We start from the raw sequence: 14,030 nt of genomic DNA, 5'->3' as shown, positions 1-14,030 counted from the left end.
GCTCCAACTCGCATCGGCGGACTCCGCGTTCACCCTGACCACTCATCCAGGGAGGGGAGTTCGACCGGTGCCGGACAGATCCGGCGCCCGGTGTGATCGAACACGTACAGTTGCCCCAGATCGACCAGCAGCGGAATCTGGGCGCCCACCCGCACCCGGACGTGGGGTCCCGTGCGCACCACGAGGTCGCTGCGCACCGCCCCCTGTCGCGGCGAAGCGGTGTTCGCGTCCGTGTCGTGGGCTGACGGCGGCGTCTCCAGGACCGCGACCGAACCGGACAGCCGTTCCCTGGCCCGGTCTCTGAGCCGGCCGAGGCCGCTCTGGTGCTGCCTGTGGCTGCGTCTGGGAATGGTCGGCTGCCGGGGGGACTCCAGATCCGTCACCACTGCGGGGCGTGAACCCGTGTCCACGTGGACCAGGGCCTCGTGCCCCTGGTACTCGACGTGCTCGACGATGCCCGTGATGGGCACCTCGCCCGGCCGTGCCTGGCTCGGAGGTGCGATCCTGACCGCCTCCGACCGCAAGCCGACGATGATCGGGCGCTCCTGCTGGATCCGGAGGAGCTGGTGATCGGTGCTGAGCGGTTCGGGCAGGGGGAGGCGTTGCCGTCCCAGATCGACGGACATCCCGGCGTTCAGCGGTGCGTGGACCACCGCCTGGAGCAGGCTGATGCGGGGCGTGCCGATGAACGCGGCCACGAACACGTTCGCCGGCAGGGAGTAGGTGTCGCGCGGTGTGCTGACCTGCTGGAGGACACCGCCGCGCATGACCGCCACGCGATGGCCGAGAGACATGGCCTCGGACTGATCGTGCGTCACATATACGGTGGTGACGCCCAGTTGCGCGGTGAGTCGGGCGATCTCGGCCCGCAGATGGCCGCGCAGCTTCGAGTCCAGGCTCGAAAGCGGCTCGTCCATCAGGAACACCGACGGTTGGCGTGAGATGGCCCGCCCCATCGCAACGCGCTGGCGCTCGCCGCCGGAGAGCTGCCCCGGCAAGCGGTCGAGGAGGTCCTCGATGCCCAGCATGCGGGCAGTCGCCTCCACCTGAGGCCCGTGATCACCGCGGGGGTCGCGTAGCTTCAGGGGAAAACCGATGTTGCCCCGCCCCGTCATGTTCGGATACAACGCGAAACTCTGGAACACCATCGCGATGTCCCGCTCGCTCGGCGGCATGTGGTTGGCGTACTCGCCGTCGAGGAACAACTCGCCCTCGGTGATGTCCTCCAGTCCTGCGATCATCCGCAGGACGGTCGACTTGCCGCAGCCCGATGGGCCCAGCAGGACCAGGAACTCGCCCGGTGCGACGGTGAGGGAGAAGTGCTCCACGGCGTGGGAGTCCCGGCCGTAGCTCTTGCTGACGTCGCGCAACGCAATGGAACGACTCATGAAGATCCGCCCGGAGCTGGGGATGGTGGGATGGGGGCCGTGGGGGAGATGAGGCCAGAAGCTAGCCCACGTCACCACGCCGGGGGAACACCTGGAGCAAGACCGAAGCAGCCGAAACAGCATCGCGGCGACTCCCACCGGAACACCGGGTGAGGAGCCGCCGCGATCACCCGCTAACGGAACCCGTCCACCGCGCCGCGGTGCGGCACCGTGGGCTACGCGTCGCCAGGAGCGTGCAGCTCTCCCGTCCGGGCCACGCTGGCGTACCAGTGCGCGCTCGACTTGGGTGTGCGCTTCAGAGTGTCGTAGTCGACGTGGATGGCGCCGAAGCGCTTGGCGTACCCGTACGACCACTCGAAGTTGTCGAGCAGCGACCAGAGGAAGTAGCCGCGTACGTCCGCCCCGTCGGTGATCGCCCGGTGCACGGCCTCCAAGTGGGCGTGGACGTAGGCGGCGCGCTCGGGGTCGTGGACGGTGCCGTCGGGTCCGGTCTCGTCCTCGTACGCCGCTCCGTTCTCGCTGATCACGAGCGGCAGTCCGGGGTAGCGGGCGGCGGTCCGGGTCAGCAGGTCGTACAGGGCGCCCGGATCTACCGGCCAGCCCATCGCGGTGCGTTCGCCCGGCGCCCGGTGGAAGGCGACCTCGTCCGCGCCGGGCCAGGGGGAGTGCTCGCTGTTGCCGTGGCCGTCGTCCTGAGGCTTCTGGTCGCCGGGCGCGACGCGCGAGACGACCGTCGGGGTGTAGTAGTTGACGGCGAGCAGGTCCAGGGGCTGGTGAATCGTGGCGGTGTCGCCGTCCCGGACGAAGGACCAGTCGGTCAGGTGCGCGGTGTCCGCGAGGAGGTCCTGGGGGTAGGCGCCCTCCAGCATGGGGCCCAGCCAGATCCCGTTGCCGACGGCGTCGATGCGCCGGGCCGCGTCCTGGTCCTCGGGCGAGGGAGTCAGGGGGCGGACCTCGTGGAGGTTGAGGGAGACCGCGAGCTTGGCGTCCGCGGGCAGTGCGGCGCGCAGGGCCTGTACGGCGAGGCCGTGGCCGAGGTTGAGGTGGTGGGCCGCGCGCAGGGCGGCGACCGGGTCGGTGCGGCCCGGGGCGTGCACGCCGGAGGCGTAGCCGAGGAACGCACTGCACCAGGGTTCGTTGAGGGTGATCCAGTGCTTCACCCGGTCTCCGAGGGCATCGGCTACGAGGCCCGCGTACTCGGCGAACCGTGCGGCGGTCGCGCGCTCGGGCCAGCCGCCCGCGTCCTCCAGGTCCTGGGGGAGGTCCCAGTGGTAGAGGGTGAGGGCGGGGGCGATGCCGGCGGCGAGCAGCTCGTCGACCAGCTTGCGGTAGAAGTCCAGGCCCTTCTGTACGGCCGGTCCCCGGCCGGTCGGCTGGACGCGGGACCAGGAGACGGAGAACCGGTAGGCTCCCAGGCCGAGTTCGGACATGAGGCGGACGTCTTCGGGGAAGCGGTGGTAGTGGTCCACGGCCACGTCGCCGGTGTGGCCTTCGAAGACCTTTCCCGGGGTGTGGGAGAAGGTGTCCCAGATGGACGGGGTCCGTCCGTCCTCGCGGGCGGCGCCCTCGATCTGGTACGCGGCGGTGGCCGTGCCCCAGAGGAAGTCGGACGGGAAGGTGCGGGTGGCGGCGAGTGGACGGGTCTCGGACGCGGTCATAGGAGAGCGCTCCCAACGTGAGTGTGGTTGAAGACGTGCCGGATGAACCGGTGCCGGAAGAGGGCGGGCGCGAACAGGACGACGAGGTGGGCCGTCCTCGACGAACGCCGTCAGTTCTTGACGGCGCCGGCGGTGATGCCGCCCACGATGTGCTTGCCGAGTACGGCGAAGACCAGCAGCAGCGGCAGGGTCGATATGAGTGCGCCGGTCAGTACGACGGCCTGGTCGACGGTGTGGTTGCCCGCGCCGAGACCGGCCAGGGCGACCTGGAGGGTCGGGTTGCCGTCGGGGGTCAGGGCGATGAAGGGCCAGAAGAAGTCGTTCCAGGCCTGGACGAAGACGAGCATGCCGAGGACCGCCATCGCGGGCCGGGCCACCGGGAAGACCACGTGCCAGATGATGCGCAGGCTGTGCGCACCGTCCATCCTGGCCGCCTCCACCAGTTCCACCGGCAGCGCCTCGATGAGGTACTGGCGCATGAAGAAGACGCCGAAGGCGGCGACCAGCGAGGGCAGGACGACCGACTGGAGCTGGTCGACCCAGCCGAGGTCGGTGATGATCTGGTAGAGGGGGATGACGCTGAGCTGCGGCGGAATCGTCATGGTCGCCACCACCAGTGCCAGCAGGGCGCCCCGGCCCTTGAAGGGCAGTTTGGCGAAGGCGAAGCCGGCCAGGGTGGAGAACAGGACGGTCGACAGGGCCACGAGCCCGGCCACGATGGTCGTGTTGACCAGCGCCTCGCCCATGTCTACCTGGTTCCAGGCGAAGGTGAGGTTGTCGAAGAGCCGCGGGCCGGGCAGGAGCGGGGCCGGGGCCTCGACCACGCGCTCGCCCGAGTGGGAGGCGGCGACGAGGTTCCAGTACAGCGGGAAGAGGGAGACGAGGGCGGCCAATCCCAGCAGGACGTAGGTGAGCGGTCCCGCATGGTGCTGCCGGCCGGCCGATGAGCGCAGACGCCTCGCGCGCGGCGCCGCGGCGGTGGTCTTGTCGAGTGTGCGGGCCATGGGTTCAGCTCCCCGCCTTCGTGCGGATGTGGCCGGCGCGGCTGCCGGCGCGTTGGCTGCGACGGCGGTTCGAGCGGGAGATCAGGGCCTGGATGCCGCCGATGAGCAGGAGGAGCAGGAGCATGACCCAGGCGATGGCGGAGGCCTGGCCCAGTGCGCCGGTCACCCAGCCCTTCTCGTACATGAGCAGGCTCAGCGTCTGGAACTGGTTCCCGCTGCCCCCGCTGATGCCGACGCTGCCGCCGAAGAGCATCGGTTCGCCGAAGAGCTGAGTGGCACCGATCGTGGAGACGATGACCGTGAAGAGGATCGTCGGCCGGATGGAGGGGATGGTGACGCTGAGGAACTGGCGCCAGCGCGAGGCCCCGTCCAGGGCCGCGGCCTCGTACAGGTCCTGCGGCACGGCCTGCATGGCCGCGAGGTAGATGAGTGCGTTGTAACCGGTCCAGCGCCAGGTGACGATCGTCGAAATGGCGATCTGGGCGGGCCACTTGGAGGACTCCCAGGAAACCGGTTCGAAGCCCACCCATCCCAGGGCCGTGTTGATCAGGCCGTAGTCGGTGTTGAAGAGCTGGGCGAAGACGAGCGTCGCCGCCGCGATCGAGGTGGCGTACGGGGCGAGCACTGCGACGCGGAAGAAGCCGCGGCCCCGCAGTTTGTAGTTGAGCAGGTGCGCGAGGCCGAGGGCCATCAGCAGCTGGGGAACCGTGGAGATCACGCCGATGGTGAAGGTGTTGCCGAGCGCGTTCCAGAAGAACTCGCTGGTGGCCAGGGAACTGTAGTTCTCCATCCCCTTCCACTGCGCGCTGCCGCCGAGTTCGACCCGGTGGAGGGAGAGCCAGCCCGTGTAGATGAGGGGGAAGAGCCCGAAGGCCGCGAAGGTGAGGAAGAAGGGAGCGATGAAGACGTACGGGATCGCCTTCAGATCGAGGCGGTAGAGCGTGCTGCGCCAACCGTTCCGGTCCGAGCGCCGCTGCCTGTGGGAGCCGGGGCCGGCGCTGGAGCCCGGGGCTTGTGCGGCGGGCGGCGCGGAGCCGCCACCCGTCGCCCGTACGGAGGTGGCCACGGGGGCGTCCTTCCAAGTCGATGCGTGCGGTGATGCGATGGGTGCGGACGGTTGACGGCCCGCCGCCACCCGCGGGGAGGCAGCGGGTGGCGGCGGGCCGTCACACTGCCCCCGTTACTGGTCGATCTTGTCGGCGACCAGCTTCTTGACGTTCTCCCAGGCCTTCACCGGGTCGGTGCCGCGCTGCTCGATGTCGAGGATGCCGTTGTCCGTGAGGAAGGTCTTCACCTGGCCGTCCCAGCGGCTGATCGGGGCGGGCGTGATGCCGGCCGCGGCCTCCGAGTAGATCTTGCCGACCGGGGTGTCACCGAAGTACGGCAGCTTGGCGCCCTGGACCGCCGGGGAGCCGAGGGTGTCCTTGGAGGAGGGGATGTTGCCGTTCACGCCGAAGACCTTGGCGTGCTGGGCCGGCGCGGTGAGCCAGGCGGCGAGCTCGGCCGCCTCCTTGGCGTGCTTGCCCGACTTCGGCACGGCGAGGAACGAGCCGCCCCAGTTGCCGGCCACGGGCGGCGCGGCGATGTCCCACTTCCCCTGGTTCTCCGGGCCCGCCTGCTCCTTGATGATGCCGGTCATCCAGCTGGGGCAGGCGACGGTGGCGAACTTCGCGTTCTTGAACGCCGCGTTCCAGGTGCCCTTCTCGTCGAACTGGCGCAGCTTGCCCGTCAGTTCACCCTTCGCCGCCGCCACGGCGGTGTCCCACGCCTTCTTCACGCCCGGGCTGTTCTCGTAGTCCAGCTCGCCCTTGGTGTTCGCGTACTGCACCGGCTCGCTGGAGATCACCGCGTTGAACAGGCCGCTCGCGGAGTCGTGGAAGGCGGTCCCCGCCGGGGCGCTCTTCTTGTACGTCTCACCGGTCTGGATGAACTTCGCCCAGTCGCCCGCCCACAGCTTGGCGACCTCGGCGCGCTCGGTCGGGAGCTTGGCCTGGGCGAAGAGGTCCTTGTTGTAGCAGATGGCCATCGGGCCGATGTCCGTGCCGAGGCCGATCACCTTGCCGTCGCCCGTGGTGGCCTGCTTGACCTTCCAGTCGAGGAACGCGCCGACGTCCGCGCCGCCGGTCTTGCCGAGGTCGGTCCACTTGTCCGCCATGGCCGGACCGGTCGCCTCCGCGATGTAGCCCACTTCCAGAGCCTGGATGTCCGCGAGACCGCTGTCGCGGGAGAGGCGCAGCTTGAGCGTGTCCCAGTACTTCTGGCCGTCGGCTACGTTCGACTCTTCGATCTTGATGTTGGGGTGGGCCTTCTCGTACTCGGCGTAGAGCTTGGCCCCGGTGGTGTTGTCGTAGCCGAAGGACCCGAAGGTTCCGATCCGCAGCGTGATCTGCTCGCCGCCGGCCGCGCCGTCGCCCTTGCCGTTCTCGCCGTCGCTGCCGCAGCCGGTGAGCAGGGCCGTACCGGTCGCCACTGCGGCGATCGCGGCGACCGCGTTGATGGCGGTGCGGCGTCCGCGTCCGTGTCTGCTGCTGGAAGTGCGCATTCCACTCTCCTCGTCCAAGGTGGTGCTCGTTGTGCGCCAGGGGATCCGGCGGGCTGTTCGCGGCTCGGCGAGGGCCCTGCCCGGACCTGATGTGAAGGCCGTTCTCGCATCCCACAGTGGGAGCGCTCCCACGTCGTTGCCGGAAGGTTGCTGCCTGACGGGTGCGAGTGTCAAGAGATGAACGCGGATTCATTACACAGAGGCCTTCGACGCGCGCTCACCCGTCACTTCGCGGGCGCGGCCCCGTCGGGTTGTGAACGCGGGCGTGGCGTGTCCAAGCAATCAAGAGTAGTGTGGGAGCGCTCCCATGCGATGTGTCGGCGTAACGTGGTCCACGCGACGCGGTGGGTCCATCATCTTGCCCGATTCACTTGATCAGCTGGCAGGGCCGGCGCGGAGTGCGATGTCGCACGAGGGGAGTACGAGGGTCGTGAGCGGACGGCAGAACGGCAGACCCACCCTGGAAGAGGTCGCGGCCCTGGCCGGTGTCGGCCGGGGCACGGTCTCCCGGGTGATCAACGGCTCGCCGCGGGTGAGCGAACAGGCCAGGGACGCCGTCGCCCGGGCCGTCGCCGAGCTGGGGTACGTACCCAATCAGGCGGCCAGAGCGCTGGCCGGGAGCCGGACCGACGCGGTCGCCCTCGTCATCCCGGAGACCGAGGCGAGGTTGTTCTCGGAGCCGTACTTCCTGGACCTGATCCGCGGGGTCAGCGCTGAACTAGCAGAATCCGACAAGCAGTTGCTGCTCACCCTGGTCCGCACCGAGGCCGAGCGGCGGCGCTTCGAGGACTACCTGGCCGCCCAGCGGGTCGACGGCGTACTGCTGGCGTCCGTCCACGGCGACGACCCGCTGCCGGACCGGATCGCACGGCTGGGGCTGCCGGTCGTCATGAACGGGCGCCGCTCCGAGGCCGAACCCGTCGCCTACGTGGACTCCGACAACATCGGCGCGGGCCGGGCGGCCGTCGCCCACCTGGTGGGGCGGGGCCGGAGCAGGATCGCGACCATCAGCGGGCCGCTCGACATGTACGTGGCCCGCGCGCGTCTGGGCGGCTACCGCGCGGGACTCGCGGAAGCCGGGTTCCGGCCCGACGAGTCGCTGGTGGCGACCGGGGACTTCACCGAGGAGGGCGGCCGGCTGGCGATGCGCGAGCTCCTGGAGCGCGCCCCCGGCCTGGACGCGGTCTTCGCCGCCTCCGACGTGATGGCGGCCGGCGCGCGCGGGGTGCTGCGCGAGGCCGGACGGCGGATCCCCGAGGACGTGGCCCTCGTCGGGGTCGACGACTCGACGGTGGCCCGTCTGATGGACCCGCCGCTGACGAGCGTGCGCCAGCCGATCGAGGAGATGGGCCGCACGATGACCCGGCTGCTGCTCCAGAAGATCGCGGAGGCGCCCGGAGCGGGATCCGCGCCGGGGCGGGAGAAGGACGAGGAGCCGCGCAGGGTCCTCCCGACGGAACTGATCGTGCGGGATTCCTCCTGAGCGGCTTCGGCGGCCTGCCGAGCGCCCGGCAGAACCTCGGCAGCCCGCGCCCCTCACCCGATCGGCGTCGCGGTGATCGACAAGGCGGTTGCCTCGGTGCCCTCGGTGCCCTCGGTGCCCTCGGTGCCCTCGGTGCTTTGGGCGGCCTAGGCGGCCGCGGCTCGAAGGCCCGCCGTTCGTCTTGGCAGCAGCTGCGCGTCAGCGGCGGACGAGGCCTCGCGGGGCCCGTTCCTTCCGGGCGTGCCGAGGCCCGGAGCCCCGCGGAAGGGAGTGCTTCCGTAAGGCTCCGGGCTCGTCACCCGTTCCGCGTCAGAGTGCCGGGTGGGCGTTCTTCATGAGCTCCTGGAACTGGGCGGAGAACCACTGTCCGGCGAGCGGCGCGTTCGGGAGGGACCCCGACATGCTGTTGCCGTTGCGTACGTTGCCCGTGTAGGTGGGGTCGCACATCCGGTCGAAGCCCTTGCCCTCGTCGTTCGGGATCTCCTTGCTCGCGCCGTCCGACTCGCCCGGAGGCTTGACCCACACGTACGCGTCGATGCCGGCGGCGGGTGCCGCCTGCGGCCGTTCGCCCAGGCCGGCGCCGGACTGGTTGCACCAGTTGCCGAGGTGGATGCGACGGTCGAAGCGGCCGCCGTTGACGAAGGTGTCCACGTTCGTCAGCGCGCCGGGGCCGGCAGGGCGGGCCGTGCCGCCCCAGCCGTTGCGGGAGGTGTCGATCAGCATGCCGATGCCGGCGTCGAAGCCCAGCGAGACCAGCTTGGTCCGCATGCCCTGGGCGTAGGACAGCTCGTCGGTGTAGCGGTTCCAGTCGACCCACTTCGACTGGCGTACGGAGGTGCCGTTGACGGAGTCCTCGATCTTGAAGTGGTCCTCCTTCAGGGCGCTGTAGTTGGCGGTGTTGACGATGAAGCCGTGCACGTTGGAGAGCGTGGAGCCCTCGGCGGTGGCCGCCTGCTTGAACATCTCCGCGGAGGCGCCCAGGTTGTCGTCCCAGCCGAGCCAGCCGTGGTGGCCCGCGTCCACGTAGTTGTAGACGTTGGCGATGGACCCGAGCTTGTTCAGGGCGTAGCCGACGCCCTTGATGTAGTTGCCGTTGGTCTTCATGACGTCGCAGTTGGCGACGGCCGTGGGGCGGCCGGAGACGTTGGTGACCAGGTTCGGCAGGGAGTCGATCTCGACGGTGTTGACGATCCGCAGGCCCGCGTACTTGGGGTCGGCGAGGATCGCGGCGATCGGGTCGATGTACTGCGTCTTGTACCTGTCGATCTCCGTCGGCCCGAGCTCACCGTTGGAGGCGAGCGCCGAACAGTCGCGTCCGGGCAGGTTGTAGATCACGAACTGCACGACCATCTCGCCGCTGCCCTTCTGTGCGAGCGCCGCGTCGAGGTGGGCGCGCACGCCCATCCCGCCGTTGACACCCGCGATGGCGGCGGTGCGGTCCAGCCATACGGCGGTGGGCTGGTTCGCCACCCTGCTGCCGCCCGGTTCGGCGGCGGCCTTGGCGGACCACTCCGGGTTCACGTACATCTTGGCGCCGGCGTACGGGTTGTCGACCTTGCCGCCGGTCGGCGGCGGGGTCGTGGGGGGAGTGGTGGGCGGGGTCGTCGGGGGAGTGGTCGGCGGGGTGGTCGGGTCGGTCGCGCCGTTGCAGGTGACGCCGTTCAGCTTGAACGTCGCGGGGACGGCGTTCGTGCCGGTGTGCGAACCGTTGAATCCGAAGGACGTCGAACCGCCCGTGGCCAGTGACCCGTTGTAGGAGAGGCTCTGCGCCGTCACCGCGGCGCCGGACTGGGTGATCGTGGCGTTCCAACCCTGAGTGACCTGCTGGCCGTTGGCGTAGGACCACTCCAGGGTCCAGGAGGCGACCGGGTCACCGGTGTTGGTGACGATCACGTTCGCGCCGAATCCGGTGTTCCACTGGTTGGGGACCTGGTACTCGACCTTGCAGCCGGCGGTGGCGGCGCCGGCGGAGGTGCCGAAGACCGTCGCGGTCGCGCCGGCTGCCGTGACCAGACTGAGCGCCGCCAGAAGTGCGGTGCGGGGGATCGTGCGGCTCATTTCGTGGGTGCCTTTCAATGGGGGGTGCGCAGGCGGGCGCGCGGCCCGGCGGCGCATCGGATGGATTGCCCTCGTTCGAGGTGTCGGGCCGCACCTGGGGATCGGCTCCAGGTGTTCCGGGTGCGGCCGCGGCACGGAGGGCGCGGGCGCGGACCACGCCTCGACGACGTGGACGACCGCGTGACCGCAGGTGTTCGCGCAGGCCTCGCCCGTCAGCCGGGGAACCCGGATGGAAGGCGGACCGGACGGCGGGCGGGGCGGGGGGTGTTGGAGTCTCAGCGTTGCTTGCTGGGGGAAGCGGTGGTGGAGCCGTGGACGTGCCAGGCGGCGGCCGTACGGCCGTCACGCCAGGCCGGCGCTGCTCCGCCGAGCAGCGCCGACAGGCGCGGCGATGTCACTTGGGCGAGTCCTTGCGACGGGGTCGGACTGTGCCGGCGCGCCGACTGATGGAACCGCTCCCACTGGTTGGGGCCAGACCGTAGCGTCAACTACCGCCAAGCAAAAGAGGTGTTGAGTAAATTCCTCACGGAATGCATTCGACTCTTCACGCATCTTGACGCCGCAGGTGCCGCCTCTGCATGGTGGGAGCGCTCCCACTGGTCAGAGCTTGTGCGCAATCGTTCTTCCCCACCCGTCTCCCCGAGCCGCGAGGAGAACCATCCGCATGTCTACGCACCCCCCACCCAGACCACACGCCCGACGCAAGCTGCTGACGGCGTCGGCCGTGGCCGTCTCCCTGTCCCTCCCCCTCGGTCTCACGGCCGTCGGAGCCACTACGGCAGCCGGAGCGACCGCGGCGGTCCAGTGCAGCGTCGACTACAAGACCAATGACTGGGGCTCGGGCTTCACCGCCGAGCTCACCCTCACCAACCGGTCCGCCGGCCCGCTCGACGGCTGGACCCTCAGCTACGACTACGCCGGCAACCAGCAGCTCACCAACGGCTGGAACGGCGCCTGGTCCCAGTCCGGCAAGAAGGTCAGCGTCACGGCCGCGGACTGGAACAAGACCGTCGCCGCCGGCGCGGCCGTCACCGCCGGCGCCCAGTTCGCGTACAGCGGGACCAACGCCGCCCCCACCGCCTTCGCCGTGAACGGCACCCCGTGCGCCGGAGCCCACCAGCCCCCGGTCGCCGTCCTGACCAGCCCCACCGCGGGCGCCGTATACACGGCGGGCACTCCCGTCCCGCTCGCCGCCACCGCCGCCGCGGCCGACGGCGCCACCGTGGGCAAGGTCGAGTTCTACAGCGACACCACGCTCCTGGGCACGGACTCCACGGCGCCCTTCACCCTGGATGCCACCGGCCTCGCGGCCGGTTCCCACTCCCTCTACGCGAGGGCCTACGACACCCTCGGGTCCTCCGCCGAATCGGCACCCGTCGGCATCACCGTCGCCGCCGGCCCCGCACTCGTCGCCACCCCCGCACAGCTCTCCGTACGCCGCGGGGAGACGGGCACCTTCGACCTGAAGCTGTCCAAGCAGCCGGCCGCGAACGTGGCGGTGGGCGTCGCCCGCACCTCCGGGAACACCGACCTCGCCGCGGCGCCCGCCACGCTCACGTTCACCCCGGCGAACTGGAACAACGCCCAGAAGGTGACCGTGACCGCCGGGACCACGGGCAGCGGCTCCGCCGTCTTCAGCGTGACCGCCCCCGGTCACGCGAAGGCCGAGGTGACGGTCGCCCAGCTGGCCGCCGACTCCACGTACGACGCCCGCTTCCTGGACCTCTACGGGAAGATCACCAACCCGGCCAACGGCTACTTCTCGCCCGAGGGCATCCCGTACCACTCCGTCGAGACGCTGATCGTGGAGGCCCCGGACCACGGACACGAGACGACCTCGGAGGCCTACAGCTATCTGATCTGGCTGCAGGCGATGTACGGGAAGATCACCGGAGACTGGACCAAGTTCAACGGCGCGTGGGACATCATGGAGAAGTTCATGATCCCCACCCACGCCGACCAGCCGACGACGGGTTCCTACAACGCCTCCAAGCCCGCCACCTACGCCCCCGAGCTCGACCTCCCCTCGCAGTACCCGGCCAAGCTGGACGGGGGAATCGCCTCCGGCGTGGACCCGATCGCGGGCGAGCTGAAGAGCACGTACGGCACGGACGACATCTACGGCATGCACTGGCTCCAGGACGTCGACAACGTCTACGGCTTCGGCAACGAGCCCGGCAAGTGCTCCGCCGGACCGGCCGCGACCGGACCCTCGTACATCAACACCTTCCAGCGCGGACCGGAGGAATCGGTCTGGGAGACGGTTCCGCACCCCACCTGCGACAAGTTCGCCTACGGCGGCAGGAACGGCTACCTCGACCTCTTCACCGGGGACGCCTCCTACGCCAAGCAGTGGAAGTTCACCAACGCCCCGGACGCCGACGCGCGCGCCATCCAGGCCGCCTACTGGGCCGACATCTGGGCCAAGGAGCAGGGCAAGGGAACCCAGGTCACCGCGACCGTCTCCAAGGCGGCCAAGATGGGCGACTACCTGCGGTACTCCATGTACGACAAGTACTTCAAGAAGGCCGGGAACTGCGTCGGCCCGACCGCGTGCCCCGCCGGCACGGGCAAGGACAGCGCGCACTACCTGATGTCCTGGTACTACGCCTGGGGCGGCGCCACCGACACCGCGGCCGCCTGGTCCTGGCGGATCGGCTCGAGTCACGCCCACGGCGGCTACCAGAACCCCCTCGCCGCCTACGCGCTCAGCGAGTACGCCCCGCTGAAGCCCAAGTCGGCGACCGGCTCGGCGGACTGGGCGACCAGCCTCGACCGGCAGCTGGAGTTCTACCGCTGGCTCCAGTCCGACGAGGGCGCCATCGCGGGCGGCGCGACCAACAGCTGGCAGGGACGGTACGCGCAGCCTCCGGCCGGCACCCCGACCTTCCACGGGCTCTTCTACGACGAGAAGCCCGTCTACCAGGACCCGGCGTCCAACCAGTGGTTCGGCTTCCAGGCCTGGTCCATGGAGCGGGTCGCCGAGCTCTACGAACAGACCGGGGACGCGGGCGCCAAGGCCGTGCTCGACAAGTGGGTCGGCTGGGCGCTGTCGAAGACCACGATCAACCCCGACGGCACGTACCGCATCCCCTCCACCCTCAAGTGGTCCGGCGCGCCCGACACCTGGAACGCGTCCGCCCCCGGCGCCAACGCGAACCTGCACGTCACCGTCGCCGACTACACCGACGACGTGGGCGTGGCCGCCGCCTACGCCAAAACCCTCACCTACTACGCCGCGAAGTCCGGCAACGCCGAGGCCAAGCGGGTCGCGAAGGCCCTGCTCGACGGCATGTGGGCCCATCACCAGGACCCCCTGGGCCTGGCCGTCGAGGAGACCCGCACCGACTACAGCCGCTTCGCCAACCCGGTGTACATCCCCAGCACGTGGACCGGCACGATGCCGAACGGCGACGCGGTGAACTCCTCGTCCACCTTCGCCTCGATCCGCACCTTCTACCAGGACGACCCGGCCTGGCCGAAGATCGAGGCCTACCTCGCGGGCGGCGCGGCCCCCGCTTTCACGTACCACCGGTTCTGGGCCCAGGCGGACATCGCCCTGGCCATGGGCTCGTACGCGGAGCTGCTCGAATAACAGCCCGCCCCGCCTGAAGAGCAGCTCCGCGTACGACGAGGCCGGGCAGCCCGCAAGGGCCTGCCCGGCCTCTACCTCCGGCGGGTAGTGCACGAGCAGGTGCACGGTCTTGTTCGCCGTTGAACTGCTTCAGCTCGACCTCGAAGTCGGCGTAGACCTCACGCATGATCTCTTCGGTGCGGGTCAGCATGGTGTCGGTGAACGCATTCCGCCTGTACTTGGTGACGCAAACGAAACGAAGGTGCAGGTTGTAGACAACATGGCGACCGGTTCTGACATCGTGCCCGGCTTGCGCCTTCTCC

Annotated in this window: 9 protein-coding genes and 1 pseudogene; 2 read left to right on the top strand and 8 right to left on the bottom strand. The window is 69.8% G+C overall.

What is annotated here, in order from left to right:
* Positions 1–29 precede the first annotated feature (29 nt).
* The 5 genes from AC6CKD_RS16705 to AC6CKD_RS16685 all read right to left on the bottom strand — a co-directional run bounded on the left by AC6CKD_RS16705 (position 30) and on the right by AC6CKD_RS16685 (position 6,592).
* Positions 30–1,388, bottom strand: coding sequence for an ABC transporter ATP-binding protein (locus tag AC6CKD_RS16705; protein WP_498328597.1), 1,359 nt, complete (start codon positions 1,386–1,388; stop codon positions 30–32).
* Between the two features lie 215 nt (positions 1,389–1,603).
* Positions 1,604–3,046: a GH1 family beta-glucosidase gene (locus AC6CKD_RS16700; RefSeq protein WP_498328188.1), complete on the bottom strand. Its 1,443-nt coding sequence runs from the start codon at positions 3,044–3,046 to the stop codon at positions 1,604–1,606.
* Positions 3,047–3,156: 110 nt separating this feature from the next.
* Complete coding sequence (locus AC6CKD_RS16695) at positions 3,157–4,050, bottom strand: carbohydrate ABC transporter permease (protein WP_498328187.1); 894 nt, start codon at positions 4,048–4,050, stop codon at positions 3,157–3,159.
* A 4-nt stretch (positions 4,051–4,054) separates the two neighbouring features.
* Positions 4,055–5,116 (bottom strand): carbohydrate ABC transporter permease, encoded by a 1,062-nt coding sequence (locus tag AC6CKD_RS16690; RefSeq protein ID WP_498328186.1) that lies wholly within the window; start codon positions 5,114–5,116, stop codon positions 4,055–4,057.
* Between the two features lie 114 nt (positions 5,117–5,230).
* On the bottom strand, positions 5,231–6,592 hold the full coding sequence (locus AC6CKD_RS16685; RefSeq protein WP_498328185.1) for an ABC transporter substrate-binding protein: 1,362 nt from the start codon (positions 6,590–6,592) through the stop codon (positions 5,231–5,233).
* Positions 6,593–6,995: 403 nt separating this feature from the next.
* Between AC6CKD_RS16685 and AC6CKD_RS16680 the strand changes: the two genes are divergently transcribed.
* A complete protein-coding gene (locus AC6CKD_RS16680) occupies positions 6,996–8,075 on the top strand; it encodes a LacI family DNA-binding transcriptional regulator (RefSeq protein WP_498328184.1) in 1,080 nt (359 codons plus the stop codon).
* A 309-nt stretch (positions 8,076–8,384) separates the two neighbouring features.
* On the opposite strand, the gene AC6CKD_RS16675 is transcribed toward AC6CKD_RS16680, so the two are convergent.
* Positions 8,385–10,133 carry a glycoside hydrolase family 6 protein gene (locus AC6CKD_RS16675; RefSeq protein WP_498328183.1) on the bottom strand — a complete coding sequence of 583 codons (1,749 nt, stop codon included), beginning with the start codon at positions 10,131–10,133 and terminating at the stop codon, positions 8,385–8,387.
* A 275-nt stretch (positions 10,134–10,408) separates the two neighbouring features.
* On the bottom strand, positions 10,409–10,531 hold the full coding sequence (locus AC6CKD_RS16670; protein WP_498328182.1) for a hypothetical protein: 123 nt from the start codon (positions 10,529–10,531) through the stop codon (positions 10,409–10,411).
* Positions 10,532–10,797: 266 nt separating this feature from the next.
* On the opposite strand from AC6CKD_RS16670, the gene AC6CKD_RS16665 reads away from it, so the two are divergent.
* A complete protein-coding gene (locus AC6CKD_RS16665; RefSeq protein ID WP_498328181.1) occupies positions 10,798–13,728 on the top strand; it encodes a glycoside hydrolase family 48 protein in 2,931 nt (976 codons plus the stop codon).
* A 72-nt stretch (positions 13,729–13,800) separates the two neighbouring features.
* On the opposite strand, the pseudogene AC6CKD_RS16660 reads toward AC6CKD_RS16665, so the two are convergent.
* Positions 13,801–13,975 (bottom strand): annotated as a pseudogene (locus tag AC6CKD_RS16660) (transposase); the annotation flags it as partial.
* Between the last annotated feature and the right edge of the window lie 55 nt (positions 13,976–14,030).

This window comes from Streptomyces sp. GQ60 (genome assembly GCF_059758875.1).
The sequence above is the reverse complement of the archived record's forward strand: the minus strand, read 5'-3'. Positions and strand labels throughout refer to the sequence as shown.

Coding starts and splice junctions, on each gene's coding strand:
- AC6CKD_RS16705 (WP_498328597.1), bottom strand. CDS start 1,388: ATGAGTCGTTCCATTGCGTTGCGCGACGTCAGCAAGAGCTACGGCCGG.
- AC6CKD_RS16680 (WP_498328184.1), top strand. CDS start 6,996: ATGTCGCACGAGGGGAGTACGAGGGTCGTGAGCGGACGGCAGAACGGC.
- AC6CKD_RS16685 (WP_498328185.1), bottom strand. CDS start 6,592: ATGCGCACTTCCAGCAGCAGACACGGACGCGGACGCCGCACCGCCATC.
- AC6CKD_RS16695 (WP_498328187.1), bottom strand. CDS start 4,050: ATGGCCCGCACACTCGACAAGACCACCGCCGCGGCGCCGCGCGCGAGG.
- AC6CKD_RS16675 (WP_498328183.1), bottom strand. CDS start 10,133: ATGAGCCGCACGATCCCCCGCACCGCACTTCTGGCGGCGCTCAGTCTG.
- AC6CKD_RS16665 (WP_498328181.1), top strand. CDS start 10,798: ATGTCTACGCACCCCCCACCCAGACCACACGCCCGACGCAAGCTGCTG.
- AC6CKD_RS16700 (WP_498328188.1), bottom strand. CDS start 3,046: ATGACCGCGTCCGAGACCCGTCCACTCGCCGCCACCCGCACCTTCCCG.